Here is a 26,525-nt window from a genome sequence, read left to right on the forward strand (position 1 = left end):
CCTACAATTCAATAATTCTTAAAAATTATAAATTAATTTGCTTTAAAAAAAATCTAAAAAGACCTATTAAAAAATAATTTCTTTATAATTAATGTACTAAAGATAATAAATAAAAATTGGAGAAATTATGATTGATTTATCAATAAAAAATGTTGCAAAAAGATTGAATATACGTAATGAGCAGGTTAGTGAAACCCTTAAATTATTAAAAGAAGGCGCTACAATTCCCTTTATTTCACGTTATAGAAAAGATGTGACCGGTGGTCTTGATGAAGAACAAGTTGCAAATATTAGCGAATTTTATGAGTATGATGTAGAACTTCAAAAAAGGAAAGAATATGTTAAAAAAATTCTTGAAGAAAAAAAGCTACTTGATGTTGAAATATCGAAAAAAATTGATGATGCAATAACTAAGCAGGAAGTTGAAAATATATATGAACCTTTTAAGGTAGGCAAAAAAACAAAAGCCACCGAAGCTCTTGCATTAGGATTAGGGCCACTTGCTGAGCTTATTATGACAAATAAGGATGAAAAATTTAATGTTTTTAAAGAAGCTTCGAAATATATTAATGGAGATACATTAAAAGATGTTGAACAAGTTTTAGAACAAGCTAAATATATAATTGCTCAAAATATTTCACAAGATATTTCAGTTCGCGAATATGTTAAAAATCAACTTATAAACTACGGTGTTATCGTAACAAAAAAGAAAAGTGTGGATGACGAAAAAGAAACATTCAAACAATATTATGACTATAGTGAGAAGGTTAAAAATATCCCTAACCATCGTGTATTAGCTATTACTCGTGGTGAAGACAAAAAAATCATTTCATATACAATTGAATTCAATGAAAAAGTTATCATTTATTATCTAAACAACAAATTTTTCATCAACAAAAGAACAGCTAAGATTGTTAATGAAGCAATAAAGGATTCACTAGATCGTTTAATATTTCCATCGATAATAAGAGAAATAAAGACAGATTTATTTGAGCGTGCCGAAAAAGAAGCTATTGAAATTTTTGCTCAAAACCTTGAAGATTTATTACTTTCTCCAGCCACAAAAAATAAAAATATTTTATCTATCGATCCTGGATATACTAACGGCTGCAAATGTGCAATGCTAGACGGTAATGGAAAATATTTAGAAGGTTTTGTTATCCATCCACACACTAACTCAAAAGAAGAATTTCTAAATGCAGTCAAAAAGATGCATGAAATACTTAACAAATATGAGATTGATCTAATTGTTATTGGAAATGGAACCGCTAGCCGTGAAACAGAAGAATTTATTGATAAATTATTAAAAATAAGAAGAGAAAAAGAATTAAACAAAAACACTAAATTTGCCATTGTTAGTGAAGTGGGCGCTTCTGTATACTCGGCTTCAAAAATTGCGCAAGAGGAGTTCCCTGATTTAGAACTAGAATTTAGATCAGCAATTAATATAGGCAGAAAATTTCAAGATCCTTTGAATGAGCTAATTAAAATTGAACCAAAATCTCTTGGGGTAGGTCAGTATCAACATGATGTTAATCAAAAAGAATTATCTTTAAAATTAGCATTCAAAGTCGGAAAGGCAGTCAATATGGTTGGAATTGATTTAAACACCGCAACCAAATATATATTAGAGTATGTTTCTGGCCTTTCGAAATCATTAGCACAAAATATTGTTGATTATCGTAATGAGAACGGCTTATTTAAATCAAGAACTGATCTTAAAAAAGTTAAAGGTTTAGGCCCTAAAGCTTATGAACAATCAGTTGGTTTTCTACGAATTTATGATTCTAATGTATTTTATGATAAGACAAATATACACCCTGACTTATACGAACTTGCCGATAGAATAATAAAAGAATTAGCTATTGATTTAAAAAATATCGATAAGGAAATATTGCTTTCAACTAATAAGGATGAATTAGCTAAAAACCTAGGCGCAAATCAATATGACATTGACCTAATTATTGATTCTTTATTAGCACCTGGAAAGGATATAAGGGATGATAAACCAGGATATATTGTTAATGACAAAATTTTAAAATTTAGTGATATCCAACTGGGTCAAGAAATTATTGGCCAGGTTCAAAATATTACCAACTTCGGTGTATTTGCCTATATTGGCCTAAAGGAAAATGTTTTGATTCATATTCGTAATATGAAGAAGGAAAATTCCCAATATATCAACCATCCTAATGAACTAGTTTCAATTGGCGATAACATAAATATAAAAATTATTGATATTGATAAAGTAAACTCAAAAATTCAAGGAAAAATTATTTGAAAATAAATTAATGTATTAAAATTTTATTATACTGTTTTTAATTAAGATTAAAAAGGGTTGGCCATAGGCCGATCCTTTTTGTAATTATAAGATATAAAAAAGGAGATAAAAATGAATACTAAAACTTTTGATTCGGAACTAAAAGCAACACAAATTTTTAGTGCTATATATAATGTTTCACAGATCAAAAATATTGATGAAGAAGCAGTAGTTGATTTATTTAAAAAAGCTGTTGAACAAGTGATTTTTAGTCAATATGATCCTGATGCTGAATTAGAATTTATCATTGATAAAGATAAGAAACAGTTTAAAATAATAAACCATACAAAAATCGTTACTAATGACCCTATAACATATGAAGACAAAGATAATTTTTGCCCTTGCATTGAAATTGCTTTAAGCGATGCTAAAAAAATTAATGCAGATATTAAGGAGGGTGATATCATTGCTGAGGAAATAGATTTCGAATTATTCCATAAACGTGATTATCAAAAAATTCTAAGTATCTTCAACCAACAAATTAGAGAATTGGAAAAACAATTAACCTTTAATAAATATAGTAGCTTAATAGGTACTATAGTTAAAGCTAAAATAACAAATATTACCAAAACTGGTACACTCATGGAATTTCGTGATGGAACTGTTGCTTATATGCCACCATCTACAAGTAATTTAAGATTATTATCCAATCTAAAAGCCGGCGATTTGTTAGATGTTTATATTGAAGAAGTAAAACCTGAATCTAAAAATGCACAAATATTAGTATCCTCAGTTGAATCTAAATTAATAAATAAATTATTCGAACAAGAAATACCAGAAATTGCTGAGGGATTTATTGAAATTATTAAGGTTGTTAGAATACCAGGGGAAAGAGCAAAAGTTGCTATAAGAAAAACAGAAAAAGCGCCTTTTGCTCTCGAAGAATTAGGCACAGTAATCGGAACAGATTCAGCTAGAATTGAAGCTATTTCGAAACAACTAAACCACGAAAAAATTGATGTTGTATTATATGATGAGGACAAAAAGAAATTTGTAATGAATGCTGTTAGTCCTTCAAGAGTTATTGATATTGTCGAAAAAGAAGATTCAACTCCACAGTTCAATAGTTTTATTGTTATTGTTCCTAATGCTCAACATACTTTAGCAATTGGTAAAAAAGGGCAAAATGTTCGACTTGCCTCAGAATTAACAAGAAGCCGCTTGGACATAATTAGCCAAGCGCAAGCCGATCAACTCCAAATAAAATATTCATTTAAAAATGCAAATATTACTGAAGAAGAAGCTAAATTAAAATATGTAGGTCAAAAGTTAAATCTAAAACCAATTAGCAATCATAGAAATTCTAAGAAATCCAATGAATCATTCTTTGATAATACATTCAATATATCAGAATTTGACCAAGACCTAGCTGAGCTTAGACAAAAAGCACAACAAACAGATCATATTTTTGAAAAACAATTATATGAATCTATTTCTGATGAGGAAATAGAAAGAACATGAATTGATATGCAAAATGAATTAGAAAACGAAGAAATGGAAGATTTAGATGTATACTCAGGTAACACTAAACAAAATGAAATTAAAGACAAAGCAAAAATCGAAGCCGACTATGAAAAAATAACTCAAACAAAAATGAAGGACTTCAAAAAAGATGATGACCTAAGTGCTGGTTTAGAGAATTTAGATTTAGGTGATTTAAATGATGAAGATTGATAAAAAATATAGTCGTAAATCTATTGTTGATGGAAAAATTTATCCTATAAAGAACTTAGTTAGATTTGCAAAAATTAATAATGAATTTTATTTTGATCCAAACATTGAACTAGGTGGCCGAGGAACATACTGTTTAGATAATGAGGAACAAATCGAAACCCTTTTTAAAAAGCATTTACTAAATAAAGCATTTAGACAAAATATTGATGATTGTATTTATAAAAAATTATGAAATGAGGTGAATATATGGCTAAGCAAAAATGTAACAAAAGAATTTCAAATGTAGACAATATTAAAGAAAAATTAAACGTTGTAGAAGCAAAAGTCAAAAATGGTGTATTTATTTTTACAGGTCCACTAACAGTTTGCGAATTTAGCCAAAAAATTAACCAAACTGCTGCGCAAATTTTAACCTACTTCTTTAAAAAAGGAATAATGAAAAATATTAACACCTTTTTAAATGAAGAAGAAATTGCGGAAATATGTTTACATTATAATCTTGATTTTCAAAAAGAAGAATCAGTTGATGCTGAAAATTTATTTGATAAACTTGAAGTTATTAATGATCCAAACGACCTTTCAACACGCCCTCCCATTGTGACAATTATGGGCCATGTTGACCACGGTAAAACAACACTAATTGACCAAATTAGAAAAAGTAACATTCTTTCAACAGAATTTGGCGGGATTACCCAACATACTGGTGCATATCAAGTTGAATATAATGGTAGAAAAATTACCTTTCTTGACACCCCTGGACACGAAGCGTTTACTGAAATGCGTTCGAGAGGGGCTAGGGTAACTGATATTGTTATTATTGTTGTAGCTGCAGATGACGGTGTTAAACCGCAAACTATTGAAGCCATCGATCATGCGAAAGCTGCCAATGTGCCAATTATTATCTTTGTTAATAAGATGGATAAGTCAAATGCAGACCCTGAGAAAATTAAAAGCCAACTAAGTGAGCATAATATTATTTGTGAAGAATGAGGAGGCGAAAACCAATTCATTTATGGTTCAGCAATGATGAATAATAATATTGATGCTTTATTAGAATCTATTTTTCTTCAAGCTGATTTACTAGACCTAAAGGCAAATCTGAATCGCGATCCTTTTGGAACTATTATTGAATCAAAGATTGATAAAGGTAGAGGGGTAGTGTCAACGGTTATTGTTGAAAATGGTACTCTTATGCCTCGAGATTTTATTGTCGCTGGTGGTCAATATGGAAACATTAGAAGCTTAACCTCAACCGAGGGAAAACCATTGCAAAAAGTCTTACCAGGCACACCTTGCATAATTACAGGTCTCAATAAGAATCCCTCATCAGGTGATAGATTTATTGTAATTAGTGATGAAAAATTCGCTAAGAAGCTAGCAGAAGAAAAATCTTTTATTAATAAACAAAAAGAATTAAGCGAAAGAAATTCCTTCACTATAAAAGATGGACAAAAAACCTTAAACATAATTATTAAAACCGATGTGCAGGGGACTGCTGAAGCAATTAAGCAAACGCTATCTAAACTAAAAAATGATGAAATCTCTGTTAATGTTATTAGAGCAACAGCGGGAGAACTAACTAAAGCAGACTTACTCTTAGCTGAAGCATCTAATTCAAGAATTTATCTATTTAACATTAGCACATCAAGCGAAATTAAAAAACTAGCTGAAACTAAAAAAATAAAAATTGTTTCTCATAACATTATTTATAAAATTGTTGAGGAAATAGAAGCAATTATCAATACCTTAAAAGAACCAGTTTATGAAGAAAAATTAATTGGACAGGCTGTTGTTATAAAACTTTTTTTCTACTCGAAAGTAGGAACAATTGCAGGTTGCATGATGCTTGAAGGACAAGCGAAAGAACTTTGCAAAGTTGAAGTAATTAGAAAAGGCAAAAGTATCTTTAAGGGCTCAATAAGCTCCTTAAAAAGAGAAAAAAATGATGTTAAAGTTGTCGAAAAAGGCTTTGATTTTGGTACCCATATTAAAGATTTTGATAAAATAGATATAGATGATGAATTAAAATTTTATGAGGATGTATTAGTATAATATGAACGCAATTATGCATGAAAGAAAAACTCAATTATTATTAGAATTAATTGGAAATAGTTTTTTTGAATTAAAAGATTTTGATGTAACAAACATCTCAATTAACGACGTAATTTTATCAAATGATGGATCACATGCTAAAGTATATATAACCTTATTTAAAGACAAGGAAAGATACTTTGACAAAGTGACTTCAATGGCGCCATTTATTCGTTCAGTTGTAGCTAAAAGTTGAAAATATAAAAAATTACCAGAACTAGTATTTTTAATTGATAAAGTTGAGCCTGAAGCTGCAAGAATTGAAAAAATACTTAAAGATATTAAAGAATAGTACTTAATAAATGAACAATCAGTATGATGCTATCGTAATAGGTGGTGGTCATGCCGGAATCGAAGCAACTTTTGCACTAGCAAAAAGAAATCTAAAAGTAGCCTTAATAACTCTAAATACTAACCGCTTAGCAATGCTACCTTGTAATCCATCAATCGGTGGATCGGCAAAAGGAATTATTACTCGTGAAATCGATGCCCTAGGAGGAGTTCAGGGCTTTTTTGCCGACCTATCCATGATCCAAATTAAAATGTTAAATACTTCAAAAGGTCCAGCTGTTTGATCGCTTAGGGCCCAAATAGACAAAGATAAATATTCACAAATAATTCTAAATGCTGTAAAAAAAGAAAATAATATTGTTTTAATTGAAGATGAAGTTTCTGATCTAATCATAGTTGACAAAAAATGTGTTGGTGTTAAAACTTTAAAACACGGCGATATACACTCACAAGTCACAATTATGACAACCGGTGTCTATATGAACTCACGCATCCTGCGAGGCACTGATATTAAAAACGATGGTCCTGACGGCGAAAAAAATAGTTCAACTCTATCCAAAAATTTAGCTAAATATGGCTTTGAAATCCAAAGATTAAAAACCGGAACTCCTTGTCGTATTTATACTGATAGTATTGATTTTACAAAAGTAGAAAGAGAAATTCTAGATAAAACTGAACTTTGTTTTTCCAAGCGAAGCAATATAAAATTAGATGAACAAACTTCTTGTTTTCTAACCCATACAACAGCCAAAACTAAAGAAATAGTGCTAAAAAACCTTGATAAAAGTTCATTATATTCTGGAATAATTATTGGTATCGGACCAAGATATTGCCCTAGCATTGAAGACAAAATTGTTAGATTTCAAGACAAGGAAACACACCACATATTTTTTGAACCAGAAACTAAAAAAGGTGACATTATGTACATTAACGGCTTATCCACTTCAATGCCTGCCGATGTTCAAGATGAAATGATTAGATCGGTACCTGGATTAGAAAATTGTAGAATTCAAAAATATGGATACGCCATTGAATATGATGCTATTAATCCACTTAACTTATATAAATCGCTAGAATCTAAAATATTAGAAAACTTTTTTTCGGCCGGGCAACCTAATGGGACAAGTGGTTACGAAGAAGCAGCGGCCCAAGGCTTAATAGCTGGAATTAATGCAGCAAATAAGATTCAAAATATGCCTTCTATGGAAATCAAAAGAAGCGATGCTTATATCGGTGTCTTAATTGATGATATCGTTACCAAAGGCACCACAGAGCCATATCGTATGTTAACAAGTCGTTCAGAATATCGATTATTATTAAGAAATGACAATGTTGATGAAAGATTATGCCAATATGCTTATGACAATAAAATGATAAATGAAGAAGAATATCAAAAAATTGTTAATAAATATAATCTTATTCAAACAACAATTGAAGAACTTAAAAATAAATATGTGTCTTCAAAGAGTGAATTAGGCATTAAATATAACGTTATCAATGGCCAATCTTACCTTAAGTTACTTGCCAATCCTGAGACAGACCCAATAGATATCTTAGGAAATGATTTTCCCTTCATTGAAGAATTAACAATTCAAGTAAGACTATTTGGATATCTTAAAAAACAAGAAACAGCTGCTGAAAAAATGATTCGCCTGGAAAATCTAAAAATCCCTGAAAATATAAATTATTCCTTGGTAGATAATCTCGCTACAGAAGCAAGACAAAAACTTGAAAAAATTAGACCCTCAACTATTGGACAAGCAACAAGAATTAGTGGAATTAACCCTTCCGACATACAAATGCTAATGTTCTATCTAAATAACCGTAAAAAATAAAAATGAAAATAAACTTAATTGCAGTTGGTTCTTTAAATTCTGATATTAAGAAGATTTATGATTCATATTTAAAAAAAATAAACTTTTTAGCAACAATTAATTTAATTGAAGTTAAAGAAATTATTAATGATAATATTGATATTAAAATTGCAAAGGAAACTGAAGCAATATTAGCAAAAATACCAAAAAATTCAAAAGTTTTTTATCTTTCATTACAAGGAAAACAAATGAGTAGTGAGGAATTTTCTAATATACTTATTGAAGATAATTTAACTTTTATTATTGGTGGATCGAATGGCGTAGATGAAACAAAATTTAAAAATAAAATTTGTTTTTCCAGAATGACCTTCCCACATCAGCTATTTAGAATCATGTTAATTGAACAAATTTATCGTGGATTAGCCATTAAGAAAAATATTAAATATCACAAATAATTACACCAAATTTTGGTGTAATTTTATTATTTGTTTTTTTTCTCTAGACATTTGGGGATCTATTGACGAAGTTAAAACAAAAAAATCAAAACCTTTACATCTTATAGGTTTTGATTTAAAATTAAGCATTATTTCTTTAAATCTTTAAATTCAAAATTAATAATACCAGAGTTATAAACTACTGCGAGTTTTTCGATTTCACTATCTTGAATTATTTGTTGTTGATCATTATTTGTTCATATATAAGTCCCTGATGATCTTGTATTTTTTACTCAAATATCATTATTTAACATATGATCTCATTCTTTATTTGAGCCACCACTATATCTAAATCCGTTATTAGGGTGATCAAGTGGCGATTTATGGCTACTATCAGCGACATCTGGTGTTTGTCAGCTCGTAGGATGAGTAGACAATCATTTGGCAAAGTCATAATTAGATCAAACATACGCTTTTGATTGAGGGTTGTTGCTATTAGACATAAATTCAGAAGTAGGTGTTATTGAATCATCATGTAAACTTTTATTTTTTGCAACATTAAAGCTTTCATAACGATTGACAAACAATGAAACATCTTTTGTATTTGAATCATAATCAACGCCTAATCTCAATGTATATATTGCTGAAACCGGCATAGTTTTAGTTGAATCATAGATTTGTGAATTTGCATTAGTAATTTCATTACCATTTGTATCAAAAATGGTATTTTTATTATTTGTGTAATTTTGTGGCCCAACTAACAATTTTCCAGGTAATATTGCTTCAACTTGAATTAAACTATCATTAATAACTCTTATTCTTAGTATTTGATTTTCCGACTCTCATGTAACTGATGTGGATTGTTGGTAAACATCGAATTCAGGAAATTGAAACTTAATATTAAAGTTAGCTTTGTCTATTCAATCTTTACGTTTTGTAACTGTAGGGTTATTTGCATTGCCGCCATTGTTTTTATAATCAAATATTTCTCTAGTTTTATAATTTATAATTACAGCATCATTAGAGTTTTCAAGACCTAGTGCCTTTTTAAATGTATCAATAGTTTGTTTTTTAATTCCATCAGCATCCGTTTGAGTTCACCCTAATTCATCGGCTTTACCAATGACTTGTTTAGATTGTTTACCTAAATTATTTTTATTATAATCTTTAAAGAATAGGCTAGATGTACCGGCAGGAAGTTCAAGGTCTTGTTTTGTTTTGAATGTTATATCAACATCCTTTTCTATTGAAAATCCTGAGAATTCTTTAAATATCTCCAGGTTAGTTGGTTTAAATTCATAACGAAGTTTAAGGGTATTTGTTTTTTCTGCAATACTTGAACTGCCTGGTTTAACAAATTTAGCAGTGCTAGTATCTTTAATTAATTTAACCTTAAAGTTTAAGGGATTATAAATTGAATCTCTATCGATCTTAGTAAAGGCAAATTTATCAAATAATTCAAGAAAACCATCTAAATTTGTAATATCAAGTTCATTTTCATTATTTTTTGGAACTAATTGTTCTAATTTTCTATCAAACTCCTCTCTTGTGATGCCAGACTTAGCAGAAATTTGATAATATGGTTTAGTTTTATTAACACTTGTATCACTACCTGTTTCACCTAATATATTTTCATAAAACAACTTGCTATTTGTATTGGTTCAATCTAGTAACACCTTTAGCTTAGATTCAATATTGCTTAGAGCATTATTTGTTTTTTCGGATAAGAATGTATCATTAATAATATCTGAGGATTTTTCCTTAGTGATCTCATCTTTTTCACTAGCTAATGAATCGTAATTTTGAGTATATTGAGTTTCAAGCGCACTAAGTTTATCAGTGTTACTTTTTCATTTAACTGATGATTTAAATAATAATTGATATATATCATTTAAATTTTGTCTTTTATTCAATAATCCAACTAATTCTGACTTAAATTCACTAACTAAATTATCATATCCATTAATTAATTCTTTTGTTTCTAAAGCATATCTTTGTAAATCAGGAGCAGATTCAGTAGTTTTAATCATTGAATTTTTATTCTTTAATAATTCAAATTTAGTTTTTAACTCATCAAATAACTTCTTAGAATTTTCAAATCCTGCTTTTTCAAATAATTTAGTTGAGTCTGAATTAGAAAATGCATTATTATATTTATCAAATGTAGCGGTTACTTTGAAGATAAAACCAGTATTTTCCTCAATCATTTGAGCAATATCTGCTTTTATTTTTTGTATAAGTTGCTCTTTTACTTCTTTAGCTAATTTAATATTTTCAAGATTAGAATTAACAAAATCTGTTATAAAGGAATTTTGTGAGTCAATTGAAATATATTTGCTATCAACGGTATTCTTGAAGTTTTTATTTTGGTTAATAAAAGTTTCAATAGTTGTTTTTAAATTTCCTAATGTTGTTAATTTATCTTTAGCGCTTTGTGTTCATAACGTATCATTAATTATATTTGCATTAAAATCAACAAGCTTTTGAAATTCGGAATTTAAAAGTGTTTGTTGTGTATCAAAAGTAGCAATAATTTGCTTCTTGTACTCATCAAGGGCTTTTCTTAAAGAAGTGTTTATTTTATTAATTGTTTCAACAGCCTCAGGATAAGTATTGTCTCTTGTCTTAACATTATTGATATTTAGAGAGTTAACGGCGTTTTCTAAAAATGTAGGCAACAATACCCCGCTTTTTACCTCATTTGCTCCTTGTTTTGATAATTTATCATAAAGTTCGCTGGTTTTAGTACGAAGTTGTCTTACTGAGTTCGCTTTTTCATTAACAAGATGATCAATTTTATCCTGAATTTTCTTAATTTGACCAAGTTTTGCTAATTCATCATTATTAATATTTTTATTTAATTCTTTTGATTCAGTAATTAATTTTTGAAGTTGCGTATATGCTTCCTTAACAGCATTAGAATCAAGCAACTCATTTAAACCAGTTTGTTTATAGTCAAGGATATTTTGGGCATCTTGATATTTATAAGCTAATGTTCTTGAATTTGTTAAAACATATTCAATCGAATCATTTCCTGTACCATTTAATCATTTTTGCGCTAAGTTAGCAAATGTATTAGGATCAGTATTTTCGTTTAATTGAATTGCCTTCAATTCGTTCTCAAAATTGGTAACTTTTTTATTAATTACGTCTTTCTCACTTGCTATTATTACAGTATCATTCTTTATTTTAAGTTTAACACTAGCTAACTGTTGATAAACTTCCAAGCGAGCCTTCAAAAGTTCAAGCTTTTTAATCTTCTTATCTATACTGTTTGACGCTTCTTCTGCTTTGTCAGCAGATGGAATATCAGATGTATAAAATGTTTTAACTGTTATTAGTTCATTTTCAAGTTCCATCTTATTATTGTCAACAGTAACATCTAGTGGTACAAAAGCACTTACAAATTGTTCAATTTCTGTCGCTTTTGAAGCTAATTCAACTAATTTTGATAAAAACGCCTTTAGATTATTAATCTTATTCAAGTTTTGCGCTAATTTTTCAACACTATTTGTTTCTTCTTTATTTGTTGAAGAATCAATAATATCGTCGATTTGCTTATTTAATGAGGTTATTAAAGTTAGATATTGCTTAGCATTTTGATATGAAGTAGAATTTTTAATGTTATTAATACCATCAAATAAGTCCTTACGAGTTTGACGAATTTTAGTTTGTTCAGAAACCTTATTAGTTAATTCATTAATAAATACACTAATTTCAGCCTGAGTTGGATTTTGACCAATATTTGGTAAGGCAGCTCACATATATTGAATTACTTTATTCTCATCAAATTGGGTTGCATCATAATTTGTTGACCCTTGACGTTCAAGTCTTCAAGTAGCAACATTTGAAGACACTTGCTTTAATAATTGAGTTAATTTTAGAGCCTCTTCACCCCTTGCCTTAACATTAGCAATTCTTTGGGCTTTTTGCATATCAGTTGTCTCTGAAAGGTTGTTAGCAGCATCTGCTAATAAAACATTTAATCAACTATCAATTTTATCATTATTTCTCGTACCACTTATTGATTCAAGATTATAGAAATCAAGATCACTATTAATTTCTTTAATTTTATCAATGATTTTTTCAGTTATTTCAATCACATCTAGAATACGCTCTTTTGAAACCTGAATTTTTTTAATTAGGTCAATAAATTTCTGTTTATTTAACTCTGCTAATTCATCAGAAGTTTTTGAATTATCTGTTACCACTATCTTAAATAATTCTCTTGCCTGTGATAATAAAGGATTAAGATCTTGTGTTATATACGAGTTTACAGTATCAGTTACTGATGAACCAGCAGCACTAATCACCGTTTCAGCGGACCCGATAATTAAAGCAAGTGTATCATAATATTCCTTGATCTTTTCAATTGCTTCAATTTTGGTTCTTACTTGTACAAGTTGAGCTTTGGTTGTTGATTGAAGATTTAAATTAAGAATTTGATTAATAGCTTCCTTTGTATTTGTAACTAAGAAGTTGTCAGCTAAATCACCAAGCTCAACGCTTTTATTTCCAAAAATTTGTTTAGAAAGTGTATCAACTATCACACGGTTTTGGTTTTGACCATTATTTAGGCCTGGTAATGCTCTAAAGTTTTCAAAGTGTTGCAATAAGCTAAGGGCTTTTTGTTTGTTTCTTGCTCTAAGTCCAGCTTCTTCCTTGATGCGTGTTAGTTCCTTTAAAACATACTCATTTTGTTGTTTTATTTTTAGAGTTTCTAATGGGGTGTGCTCATCACTTAACAATGCCTTAAGCTCAGCAATTGCCCTCTTATTAACATCAGTATTCGAATCTTTTTGATATAGTTCTAATTCAGTAGCTACATCAATTTGAAGCGTATGGAATTTTAACATCTCGTTAATATTAACAATTAGACCTTGTGCTATTGTAAAATCAATATCAACTGATAACTGATTATTAATTCTAGCTAAAAATCTATCTGAATGCGATTTGATAAAGGTTTTTTCTGTTGAATTATTTAGTTTATCAACATCCGTTTTAACAAATTCTTTATATTTTTCAAGGGAAATTAAAACAATATCTTTATGATATCCGGCAACCATTGCTCTTTCATTTTCTTTAATAGATTCAATAGTTGAGTTTATCGGATCATTTATATCCATCGCATATTTTTGGCGAGCTTTTTCGTAATTTTCAAAATTCGTTAGTGAGTCTGGTTTAGGCAAATTATGAAATGACTTTTTATCGTATTGAATAACTTCAAGATCAATCCGAGCTTTCTCTTCACGATATTTTTTAATTAGGTCATCACGTTCTTTCGACAAATTTTTAACAAGTTCATTTAATTCGCTAACCTTTGAAGCAAGACTTTCAGGTGTGTAAGTTTCACCACCAGATGATGAGTTAACTGAAAGTATTTTTTCATATGTTTCTCTTGCGGCAGCAACCTTATTCTTAACTACTTCAAGAATCTTATATTTTTGTTGTTCCTCTGATAAAACATTAACTAAATCATTAATTACAATTTTACGCAATTCATGTTTTGATTGCGAAATAACAATAGCATCCTCGATTGCTTTCTTCTTTTTATTAATAATTTCAATAGTATCAGAGTTATCAGGTAGATTTTTATCAATCTCATCTAATAAAGCATTAGCATCCTTGGCGGATTCGGTTTCTACTAATGAAGAAGAATTTTTAATTTTATCAGATTCAAGAATTGCTCTCTTAACTACGTCAATAAGTTGCGTTTGTCCAGTTAAAATCTTAACAGCATCTTGAGCAGTAACATCAGAGGTTGTAGATTCTTTCCCTTTGGCATATGTGTCTATCTGCTTGATTGCATCATTAACCTTAGCTTCTATAGGTTTTAGATTAGTTGAAGATGGATATGATTTAGATTGAACATCTTCATTTCTTGCTCGAATCTGATCCTTATGAAATGCCAAGTCTAAATCATCATTTATGGCCTTGGATTGTCGTGCAGAATCAGCGACCTTGGCAACATCAGGAAGATTATTAACATTAGCAATCTGTCTTATAACTAAATCAATTTCATTTTTGGTTCTCTCTGATGAGGCAATGGCTTGTGGAACTCTTGAACGTTTGTCAGTATGAGCATTATATTCATCAGAAGTTTTTTCAAATCTAGCAATATTATTTTCAATATCTTTAACATAAAAGACCATAGCCTTAATCTTATTTACCTTATCAAGAATTTCATCTTTTTCAGCTTTTGATAACCCCGGTTGGCGAGACTGATTTAATAATTCATTATAAGCATAACGCAACGATGTTTCACCTTCGGAAATCGGCTGTGATGAATCCTCATGTTGATAATTTTTATTAATTAGTTTTTCAATACTCTTTATTTGCGATTCGAGGCTGCTGTCTTTTCTCTTATCTCTTAGATTTTTTAATTTTTCATCTGCAAGATTACTTAATTTATTAACTAATTCAAAATCAACAGGTGTTGCTTGAAGCGCTATTTTAATATCAGATTTTACTTTTTCAATTTCTGCAAAATCTTGTGCAAATTGATGTTTAATTTCATCATCATCTTTAATTTCATCAATTAATTTATCCAACTCATTTAAGGTAGAATTAACTTTTCTGATAATTTTTGCACTTTCTTGGATGCTATTTGTAATGCCAATTACGCTATCAATTGACTTTGTATTGCTGAATTGATTAGCTTTTTGATTATCGAATTCAAAACCTTTCAATAATACATCATTTAATAAATTATTTATTTGCGTAGCACGGTCAGCAAGAATTTTTTTTGTACTATTCAATTTATCCAACTGCGTTTGTTCATAATCAGTATAAGAATGTGGTTTTTCATTTGTTGGATTAAATGTTAAAAGTGCATAGTCCTCAACTTCACTACGTGTTTTTGCGGCATCATTTTGATAACGGGTAGTTTCTATAATTGCTATTAGTTTATATTTTTGAATTTGGTTAAGAATATCTTTTGAAACAATGGGATTATAATTAATTGATGTTATTTTTTTTGAATCAATATTTAATTTTTCAAAGATTTTAGCCAATAAATTAATGTCAACACTTTGAGTTTTTATGTTATTTAACTTTCCACTAGTTAATTGACTTATTTTTAATAAATCATATTCTTTTAATTTAGCAATTTCTTGCGACGTTCTTTCTTGTAAATAAGCTAACTGTGCCTTTTGCAAAGTTCTTAGTTGTTCCCTAATACTATATTTTTTACTAATAATTTGCTGTGTAGATAAGTCAGAAAGAATGTTCTCGCTTAGAATTTGGTTTTTTAAATCAGTTGCTTTTTGTAGAACATCCTTGCTTAAATACTTAGTCTTAGTATTGGCATCAAAACCGTTAATATTAATAATAGTATCTTCAATCTCTCTTGCAATATTAGCTAATTCAAGTCTAGTTTCAACCAATGTTGAGGCTAGATTATTGATTTCTACTACTCTTTTTTGGACTTCGCTAATGCTAATATTAGGATTATATAAATCACTTAATTGTTTAAGAAGAATATTTAATTCTTGTTCATTTAGCAATTTAGGATTATTTTTATGGACTTGCGTAAATTCTTTAATAACATTTGAAATTTCATTATCAACATATTGCACATAATTGATTCTATTCATAAAATCAATCACTTTATTAATAATTTCTTGTTTATTGTGTTTATCAAAATCAACAATATTAATTAAATTTTTATATGTTTTTTCTTTTAAAATAGATTCAAAATGTTGAGTTAAATTATTAATATTCACATTCTTTACATATTGAACAAATAAACCAAAATCATCAATGACTTGTTTTAAAGAGGTTTCTTTGTCATTCAAAGCCTTTTCGTAAATATCAAAGTTTGCTTTGGCTAATTTTAGATCAGCTATTGTTAATGAATTATCAATTTTAATAGAAACGATATTCTTGTAATAATCGAATAAAGCTATGTAATTTTTAGTTACTTGATAATTTAAAATTTCATTTAGAGATTCTTGCGTAATCATTTCGTTTCTAATTACAAATGTAATCATTTGATCAAACACATTCTTATTTTGATACACAGAATTGGTTAATAAAATTTGATCACCAAGTAACTGAAGTTGTTCAGATAAATTCTTATCAGTTTTTCTATCAATTGACTTCTTAAGAATTTCTGATGTAATAAATAAGATATTAGCATCAACACTTTTTTCAATACTATGAATTGTTTTTTCATAAAAATCATTGAATTCTGCATATTTAGTCATGCTTCTAATATCCATTAATTTATTTTCAACCAATTGCTTATTTATGGATATATCATTAATTCTAAAATCATTAAACAATATATCATCTTCAATTTGTTTAATAATTTGCTCAATATCACCACGTAATGCTTTTGTTGGCAGCATTTTCTTTAATTCGGCAATATTTTCATCAAAACTATTATTTGGAACCAATAAATATTTCTCAATTAATTCCCTTTGCAATTCAGTTTTGGCGCTTAATGACTCACTGTATTTATTAATTCAATTAAATTGTTGTTCTTTACTTAATTGATTAAGATTTGAAAGGCTTATTTTTATATCAGTTAAGTCGACTGAATCAAATTGATTCTTAATATCTATTTCCCTAATTCTTGATGCCTGATCTCTCAATAATTCTTCAATGTTTTTTAAATCATTTTTACTAAGTTCTTCACTATTTATTAATCTTTTAACATATTTAATTATGTAATCTTTCTGAAAATTTTTAATGTTATCTAAGGCAATAAATTTTTCAACAGCAGATGACTCAGGATTTGATAATGTTAATTTAACAAGGTTATTAAGATTGTTAAATTGCGATTGTTGTTTTGGACTGAAGGATAATTTCTCAACCACTTTATTAAAAAGTAGATTACTATTTTCAAGTTGTTTTAATAATCTGTCATTAATTTTTGGAGCGGTAGTTTTATGGTTAGAGTTAGTCAAATACATTGCTACAAGAGTTGATGCAGTAGCAATGGTTGCCATAACAACAGCAGCCGTTCTTTTCTTAGTTATTTTGTTCATTATTTATCCCCTTCTTTATCTTCATGAATTTTTACCATGAAATCAAAATGATCATATGCCTTTAAAATTTGTGGTTCATTCCATTCTTTTCCACCACGTTTACCTTTTGGATGATTGCTTTGTTGGTAATCAGGATAACCATGGCCTTGTTGATTGTTTGCTTGTCTTGTTTTATCAGTTCACTTTGCCGCAAACATTTCGGCAAAAACATATGCCTTAATATTAACGTCATTTGGATGAGCTTGAACTAGTGGATTGTTATTTATTTCATTTTCCTCCGTAGTATCTTTTGGAGGATAGAAATATCATTTTGAGTGACCCGATAAAGTCATTTTAAATGATGCATCATTTTTATTTATATTATTTTGAATTAATAATTCATATCATGTGTGTAGCACACCAAAATCCATTCTTCCATCTTCCTCAAAAACAACTGGTATTGTATATCCAAAAGGAATTCAGTTTCTAAAGGTATTAGATGTAAAATCAAGATCGGCGCCCGTTTGTGTTCAATATGAAAACATTTTACCATTCGATAACATTGCATGTTTGAATTTTCTACCACTACCATTTTCAGCGAAGATAAAGCTTTTTGAATTATCTATTTTAATTTTATATTTTAAGTTATTATGTGAATTTGAAAGATCAAAGTTTTTGTATTCATTCTTCATTGCTTCTTCTAATGTTAATTTATACAAATCAACATTTTGCGGCTTCTGAAGCTTACCAAATAATAAATCATCTCATTGCTGACTACTAAACGAAACATCCTCACGAATGAATTTAAGATTGTGGTTTAATAAATGTTTATTTGCACCTTCCGCAATGGCATTCATTAGGTTAACATTCATATTTCTATTGTTTCAACCCGCTTTTTTTGCCTCAAATATTTTGTGATTGTTAACAAAAGTTTTATTTTGATTAAGTGTTTGGTTTTCTTGCCCTAAATCAGTTTTTGTAACCCTAAAGAATGGCAAAGTTTTAAATGTAATTCAAACATCATTAAATGTTAAAGTTCTATCAGCTACATCATTGAAAAAGTTTTGATTTGAATGACTTGAAGGATGCTTATATACAACCTTAAGATTAATTTTTGTCTTCTTGGTTGAAGTATCGGTTTGTAAGAATTCAGGTGCTCATGAATTAGAAGTTGCAGTTCTTGTAATAAACACCCTAACATTAGTGGTATTGTAAGGTAAATTTCCGTTATTTTTTAGAATAGCAAAGACATCAAATAAGTTAAGCAATCCTTGATTTTGCGTGATATCTAATTCAGTTACATTTGATTGATTATTTATCTTGTTAATTTCTTCAACAAAGTTTTCATACAAAGTACTTGATTTAGGCTTTATTTCCCTTATTTTCTCAGCATTATTTTTATTCAAATAATCAAATAAGAAAATATTATTGCTTGAATCATTAATTCAACTATTTAAATTATTAAGATTTGAAAAAATAGCTTTTAGCGCTTCTTGCTTAGCAGCTACAGAAGAATTTTTATTCATCAATGCCTTATCTGTATTTGATTGTTGCGTTACGGCTGAATTATGTATTGCGTTGTATGAGTTAATTATATTAGCAAAGACACTATTTGATGAATTGTTTTGTTTGAAATTATCTCCAGCGACCAAATTAAGCATATGATCAAGCACACTTTTAGAAACAACCTCAGTATAGAAATTAATTAAATTACCAACTGCTTTTTTAGCGGTATCCAAATTACCAGAACCATATATTAGATTATCGATTGCTTCTAGAGCGGTAATTATTTTTTCAATAGCTTCATAGTATTTCTTAAAATCATCTCTTACTGCGTTCTCAGTCGAGGCATTAATATCTTGATTAAAGTTTATATTTAATTGCTGCACTGCAAGATTGTTAAAATCAGAAGGAAGAGCAGTATTTGCTTGGTTTATCTTTTGAATATTTTGTTTAATCTCATTTATACCATTAATATTATCGCTGCTTGTAGTATTTAATTTTCCATCTAATAATTTTATTATGTTAAAGATATTGGTCGTACTTTGATCTTTCATTTCTTCATTAAATGAATTAATTTGGATCTTCAATTGTTCGGCAGCATTCTTTGTTAATGTTTTAATAGCTTGATAGTCATTTTCTAAGGTATTCGAGGTATTTCTTAACTCTTGTGAAATTAACTTATAGTTTGAAGTATCTTTATTTAAGACTTGACCAGCTAAGGTCACATTATTTTCAAAACCATTAATCAACTTATCAATATTAAATAAAACACTTAATTTTTTAGCTCGCTCAGTAGTCAATTGCTTATTACTATTATCTATTGAAACTTGTTGTGATTTAAACAATTTAACATACGAATCCAATCTATTCTTGACAATAGTTAAATGATTTTTTTCGAATTTAATGATTGCAGCTATTTGATTTTTAAGAGCTTCTTTAGCTTTTAATAATTTTTCGTTAGCATCTTTAATGTTTGCTAACGTATCAAGAGATAAATTAGTTGGCAACGAAACTGCATTATTAGTAAAACTCTCTTGCAAAGGCGTCTTTGTTTTATCAGGCCCAATATTCGTGTATGAAGAAGTTAGAAAATTATTTGCTTCATCAATTTGTACTTTTAACTCACGTAATTCTTCACGTTTTTGATCCTTAAGTTTTTGAACTACACTTTCAGTTGGATTTGTAAGTTTAAAGATAGAAGCTAGTTTATTTTCTTCATTATGTGTCTCATTTTTTAAATTATTTTTAGCTTCATCGACCGCTTGCTGCAACGAAGTATATAAACTCATCATTGTAGCACTTTCCTTGGTCTTGTAAGCATTATCGGCGCTAGTTGGTATAAATGCTTCTGCTTGAGTTATAGCCTTTTTAAGTTCGATGCTGTTTTTTAGACTAATATCAAAGCTATTTTTTCCTACTTCTAAATAAGTTTCTTTTAGGGCTTCCAAGCCACGAACATCAATAGCATCGCGGTTGCCTAATTCAACTAATAAATTTTCAAGAATTTTTCTTAATGGTTTTTTGGCTTCTTCATCTAGGTCATTTGAGCTTGTTAATTTACTTAATTTATCTGAATATGAAATTAAAATATCAATCTTCTTAGCATTACTTTCAATTAATTTATGTTTTGCTTCAATTTCAAGAGTAATCAAAACTCCAAAGTAAAAATTATCTTTTGATTGTGCTGCTTGTGTTTTTTCAACATTATTAAATTCTGTTTCAAGAGTTTTAATAGCATTGGTTAAAGCTTCTGATTTGTTTGCTGCAGCCTTACCTTTTTCAACTTGTTCCTTAGCGCTTGCAACAACAACAGCCAAATCAGCATACTTTTCAAATAATGAATGTGAAGATAAAACTTCTGATTTTATATTATCAATCGCATTTATATCGGCAGCATTAATAACCTTTGAAATAGCATCTAATCTCTCTTTGAATCTAGTAGTTCTATCTTTTTTAAGTTCATCAAAAATCGTTTGGGTTTTGTCCTTATATTTATCCAATGTTGTTAGCATATTATTTTCATCACTAAATGCTTTTTCAATGTCAGTATATGCTGTTTTTCTTGAATTATATAAAGCTTGGTATGCAAGATGTTGGCTTTCCAGCGTTTTAGTTGCTGCGTCAATTTTTGAAGTTATAGTAATAGGCGCAAATACATCAGCTGGTAGTTCGGGAATTGAGTCATTTACAAATTGACCTATGTTTTTCTGATCAATTTCATAACCATATTTTTGGCCTTCAAAACTAAACTCTCCTAACGAATCATAAGTTGCTAAGATTGTTCTTTGTTTTTCGATTAATCTCTTGAATTTGGTTACTATTTCATCTAGAATTTGCATTTGATTTAGGTCACTATTTACCTTTGAATCTTTTGCAAATAATTCTAACTTTTCAACATATTTGGTTAGCATCTCTTTAGCAGCGGCTGCACCAGTATTGTTTCTGCCTTCTTTATAGGTCATGCTTGATGATTCATCTTTTAGAGTTTTTATATTTTTGTTTAATTCAATTATTTTCTCTAATCTCACAACTAATGAAGATAAATCAGCTTTCTTTTGACTTAAAATTGAAAACTTAGATGGATCATTATATGAAGACTTAGCATCATTTATTTGTGTTTCAAATTGTTTCTTTAAATTATCAAAAACATCCTTGACGGGACCATCAGTAACTGAAAGTTTTGCTACTTTTTCCTCATTTTCCTTAACTGCCTCTGCTAGCGATAAAATAGTTTTAAGATTTGTTTTTACAATTTGAAGTTTTTTATTTACTTCATTAACTTCTTCAACATATTTAGCTTTATCATTGTTATAAACAATATCCTCAAGTTCTTTAGTATATTTTGAAATTAATCCATTAGTTCCAATTAATGATTCCTTAACCATAGAATCATATGTTTGCGCATTAAACTTGCCTTCAACTTCTTTTTTGAATGCCTCAAATCTATCTCTTTGGTTTTGTTTTAATTGTTCAAAAGGCACTGATTCTGCAAATGCATTGCGTAGTTCAGTGATTTTATCTTCAATTAGAGCTGTAGAAGCATTTTGGCCTGGAACTGACTTAACTAAAGCATCTGCTAGACGTTTGTATGCATCGGCACTTCTACTATTATTTTTCTTTAGCTCTAGTAATCTTTTTGAAACAGCTAGTTGTTCTTCGATTAGATTTCCTAGTGTTTCCATTCGTTTAGTTTCGGCTAAAACATCATTTACATCTGTAGAATTAACCTTAGGCATAACCTCATTGTCTGCGTGTGTGACAGTTTCACTAATGTTTGCAATAAAGCCTTCAATAGTTAAGTTATTTTCAAAATTAACCATTGGAGACTCATTCATTTTATTTTTTAGCTCATTTAGTTTATTATCAACTTGTGATTTAGTATTTTTAAATTCATCTTTTCTAAAACTAATATCAACTTTTGAAGCTAATGCTTGCAATTCTTCGAATTTAGCTTTATCATAATTTGATTTATTAAACTTATCTTGAGGATCTGATTTTTGGCTACTAATTAAATCATCAAATTTTAGTTTTAGTTTTTGCAACTCTGACCCATTAGTTAAACTAGGTGTTTGTACTAAAACCGAAAAATTATTATTTTTTTCTTCATTTAAAAATTTATCAATTTGCTTTTCTAAACGATTTTTGGCATCATTAAATAAACTGTGAATTTCCTGTTTTTTAACCATAAATTGATTAATTAAATATTCAATTCTTTGTTTTTGATTAACAAGGTCAGCCTTTGTTGTGCGGTAATTTGAAATATAAGCGCTAAATTTAGCGATTTCTTCTTCTATTTCCTTATCAATCTTTTCAAAAATATATCTTTGTGATTTATCATTTTGGTCTGATTTATATTGATTATCTCTTACAGCTTGTAAGCGTACAATAGCATCCTTAACTTCTTTCGATATTTCAATCTTTGCATTAATTTCATTTAAGGCAATAATTTTATCATTAATTTCAGCTAAGGAATCATTCAGCGATCCTCTATTAACATTTATAACTTGGGTAAAAGCGGTATATAACTCAAAATATTTAGTCTTATCAACTTTTGATAACTCAATAGCAGACAATTTTGTTTTTTCCAGTAAGCTATGTTGTGAACCAATTTTAGCTACTATCTTATTAGTGTCATTAATTATATTTTGATAATTAAAAGTGATACGTTGTGCTGTGCCATCAATTTGGAAGTTCTTTGATTCAATTTCCCTTTGAATTGCCTTAATTTTTTCCTCTTCAGTTTCTTTGATTAATTTATCATATAAACCTTTTAGTTCGCCTTGTAAAGCATCAATGCTTGAAATCATACCATCAATAGTTTTTTGAGCACTATCAATAGCACTAAGACCATCTTCACTAGCTTTTTCGAATATTGATATATCACCATTAATTAAAGCAAACGGATCATTATTAATTTTTAAATTGTTGGATAAATCGGCATCAGCAATTTTATTATTTCCTAATAAAATTTTTTCTTTAGTTAATTTGTCTTTTGCTACTTCAAGTTTAATTTTTTGAGTTTGATTAGCGATATCAACATTTTGTTTTGTAATTCATGTCTTATTATGAATCTCAGGATTATATAATTGTTTTTCAATTATTGTGTGATATTTTTCAATTAAAGCATCTGTTTGGCTATTTAAAACTTCGAGTCTATCAACTGTTGTTCTTATTTGATCTCTTGCTTCCATTGTTTTAAATAAATTATTATTAGTCGAATCAGCTTTTAGCGCATGATACACTTTTTTTGCTTCGTTATTTTCGACTTCAAGTTGCTTAATAGACAATTCGAATGTTGCCGCAACCTCGATAGATTCACGTAAAATATCAAATTTATTGGATATTAATTGGCGCTTGTCGCTCTTTTCTTTTTCTGATAAAGTTTTATCATCTTTAATAGCATCAACTTCCGCTTGAAGACTATTTAATGTTTCTAAAAATTTAGATTCAACAGGAGTAGTTTTACCTTCTTCACGTCGAGACGAAAATGTATCATCAATAAGTTGAGCAATGATTGCTGATTGAGTTGATGATTCGAGTTTTGAACGTTTATTTTCAAAATCATTCAAAGCTGTTGATAATTTAGATTGAATATCATCCAAATCATGTTGTGTTGGATCGGCTAGTGCTTCATCAGCTAATCTCTTCAATTTTTGAATTTCATTTAATTCCTTACCCAAATATGTTTTAACTTTTTCTTTATTTTTAACAATAGCCAAAATTTGAACAGTTTCATCCTTTGTATTTTCTAATCTTTTAGCACTAACCACTTTCTTAGAATATTCATCCTGTAATTTTTTGAGCTTAGCAATCTCTATTTCTTTTTGTTTGTGGGTAAGCTTATAATCTTCCATAATTAATTTAATATCAGCACTAATACGTGCTGTTTTAAATGATAAATCTTTAGCCACTGGCGAGTCAGGATTATTTTTTCACTCTTTTTTTATAGCTTCCAATAACTTGTTATTGTCTTCAAAAATCGGGCTAGATTGATGCGACAGCCTTGCAACATCAAAGAAATCAAGAGCATCCTTGATTAAACCACCCGCTATCGCTTTTTGACCATTAGGTAAAATGGCTTTTTCATCTTCAAAAACAGACATTTCCTTACGTGTTGCAGTTGAATAAATTGAAGCCAATCCTAATAATTTAGTTTTTAAACTATCATATGTTTTTTTGATGGTTGGATAATATTTATTTATATTAACGATTTTTGAAACTTCGCCTTCGATTCCTTCGATAATAGTTTCAATTTCCTTCTTGTTGGCAATTCTTTCATATTCACTATATTCCTCAAATTTACTACTTAAATCCGCAAGAGAAGTATTCTCAAAGTCAATTTCATTAATAGCTAAAAGTGCTTGTTGCACATTTAAAAGCGTAGAATCATCATTTACAAAAGTTTTGTTGTATCTATTTTTTCCGGATGTAAATTTTAACTGTTTAGATAATATGTTAAATTGTTCTTTATAGAAATTTTTAAGGGTATTATTAGTGTCAATATCACTTAATATCTGATTTATAGTTGAAACATATTCAAAGAAGCCAGCACTACTTTTGAATTCTTGATTTTCAATTTTGTCAATAAGTGCTTGCTTAAAATTTGCATCTTGAATTTTATTAATTTCTTCCTTCGCATCATTAAGTAATTTATTCGCAATAGCTATTTCATTTAACGCCCTATATAAATCGGAATGAATTTTATATGCTGGAGTTTTTAATTTGTTGGTTGAAGGGTCTGTATCTTTAACCTTATTATTTGCTTGAATAATAGCAAAATCAATAGCACCAATAAACTTGCTATCAACCTGTTGTTTAATTTTATCTGCTTGTGCAATTAAGTCTTTTACCTTGTTTAAGGTAGCTTCATCACTGCCAAAATAGTCTGATGTTTTGTTGATTATTGTTGATATATAGTCACTTATAACTTGTGAAGCCGTTATTTTTTTTGAATCTTGCAGTCCTATAACTTCAAATGATAGATTTCCTTTATTTTCTATTACAAACTTCTTAATAGCATCTAGTTCATCATAAATGATTTGTTTTATTGTCTGGTCTAAATCCATTGTTGCAACTTGGTTTTTTGCCTCAACAATTTGTGAATAAATTTTTTGAATTTCACCTTCATTATTAATTGATTCATCTTTAAATAAATCATTACTTTGTGTTGTGAACAATGTATCTAAGACATCAACAACACTATCCCTAGATAAAACATTTTGTTCAAGTTTTCCGTTGATAAAATCAATTAATTTTAGAACCTTAACATTCTTAATACTGATATTAAGTCTATCTGTTTTTTGAATATTCTTTAGGACAAAAACATTCATTTTTAATTCTAGATCAAATGCTATCTTGTCTTGCTTAGCAATTATTTTTTCAACCTCATCAGCAAATTTTTGTTTATCATCATAAGTTTGCTGACTAGCATTATAGATGTCTAGTTGTTTATTAAACTCATTTTTTAAATCTGGTGACTTAACTAAATTGCCTAGTTGTTCTATAGCATCACGTGCTATTTTTGCACTGTTTGAATCAACAAGCATTAAACTGCTTACCATTCTTCTTAAAATATTTCTTTGATCAAGCATATTTCTAATGGCCGAGACAGCATCAGCTGTTTGATTGCTAATTTTATTTGCGATTAATTGATTTGCATAGTTAATTGCTGTTTGTAATTTATTTTTTGATTGCTCCGAAAGCATTTCATCATACTTATTTAAAAATATTCTAGCCTTCTTTTGCTCTTGAACCAAGTCATCATGAGCTTTTGTATCTATTGACTTATATTCAGTATTATGAAGAAAAGGAACAATAGCAGCTAAGGTAATAGCCGGTATTGCAGTTAATAAAGAAGTTACAATAACACCTTTTTTTACTTTTCTATGCTTCTTTTCTAAATCTAAATTTCTTTCATTCATGTTTC

At 28.8% G+C, this 26,525-nt stretch carries 9 protein-coding genes; 7 read left to right on the plus strand and 2 right to left on the minus strand.

Translation table 4 applies throughout. The features are described from left to right. Nucleotides 1-127 precede the first annotated feature (127 nt). From ACT1UH_RS02555 to ACT1UH_RS02585, 7 genes are all read left to right on the plus strand, one after another. Entirely contained in the window at nt 128-2,287 is a 2,160-nt protein-coding gene (locus tag ACT1UH_RS02555) for a helix-hairpin-helix domain-containing protein (RefSeq protein WP_438340438.1), read from the plus strand. A gap of 105 nt (nt 2,288-2,392) precedes the next feature. Further along, on the plus strand, nt 2,393-3,997 hold the full coding sequence (gene nusA, locus ACT1UH_RS02560) for a transcription termination factor NusA (protein WP_438340439.1): 1,605 nt from the start codon (nt 2,393-2,395) through the stop codon (nt 3,995-3,997). Continuing rightward, nucleotides 3,981-4,280, plus strand: coding sequence for a YlxR family protein (locus ACT1UH_RS02565; RefSeq protein WP_438340440.1), 300 nt, complete (start codon nt 3,981-3,983; stop codon nt 4,278-4,280). The genes nusA and ACT1UH_RS02565 overlap by 17 nt, the downstream gene beginning before the upstream one ends. Further along, nucleotides 4,241-6,046: a translation initiation factor IF-2 gene (gene infB / locus ACT1UH_RS02570; protein WP_438340441.1), complete on the plus strand. Its 1,806-nt coding sequence runs from the start codon at nt 4,241-4,243 to the stop codon at nt 6,044-6,046. Before ACT1UH_RS02565 ends, infB begins: the two co-directional genes overlap by 40 nt. A gap of 1 nt (nt 6,047) precedes the next feature. After that, complete coding sequence (gene rbfA / locus ACT1UH_RS02575; RefSeq protein WP_438340442.1) at nt 6,048-6,377, plus strand: 30S ribosome-binding factor RbfA; 330 nt, start codon at nt 6,048-6,050, stop codon at nt 6,375-6,377. Nucleotides 6,378-6,387: 10 nt separating this feature from the next. Then, nucleotides 6,388-8,211 (plus strand): tRNA uridine-5-carboxymethylaminomethyl(34) synthesis enzyme MnmG, encoded by a 1,824-nt coding sequence (gene mnmG / locus ACT1UH_RS02580; RefSeq protein ID WP_444704861.1) that lies wholly within the window; start codon nt 6,388-6,390, stop codon nt 8,209-8,211. Nucleotides 8,212-8,213: 2 nt separating this feature from the next. After that, on the plus strand, nt 8,214-8,645 hold the full coding sequence (locus ACT1UH_RS02585) for a 23S rRNA (pseudouridine(1915)-N(3))-methyltransferase RlmH (RefSeq protein WP_444704862.1): 432 nt from the start codon (nt 8,214-8,216) through the stop codon (nt 8,643-8,645). Between the two features lie 128 nt (nt 8,646-8,773). On the opposite strand, the gene ACT1UH_RS02590 is transcribed toward ACT1UH_RS02585, so the two are convergent. Together ACT1UH_RS02590 and ACT1UH_RS02595 are read right to left on the minus strand one after the other, a co-directional pair. Beyond that, nucleotides 8,774-17,617 (minus strand): hypothetical protein, encoded by an 8,844-nt coding sequence (locus tag ACT1UH_RS02590; RefSeq protein ID WP_444704863.1) that lies wholly within the window; start codon nt 17,615-17,617, stop codon nt 8,774-8,776. Continuing rightward, nucleotides 17,617-26,520 carry a hypothetical protein gene (locus tag ACT1UH_RS02595; RefSeq protein ID WP_444704864.1) on the minus strand — a complete coding sequence of 2,968 codons (8,904 nt, stop codon included), beginning with the start codon at nt 26,518-26,520 and terminating at the stop codon, nt 17,617-17,619. Before ACT1UH_RS02595 ends, ACT1UH_RS02590 begins: the two co-directional genes overlap by 1 nt. Between the last annotated feature and the right edge of the window lie 5 nt (nt 26,521-26,525).

Origin of the sequence: Mycoplasma sp. 332, from assembly GCF_052378275.1 — a bacterium.
Classification (GTDB): Bacteria; Bacillota_I; Bacilli_A; order Mycoplasmatales; family Metamycoplasmataceae; genus Metamycoplasma.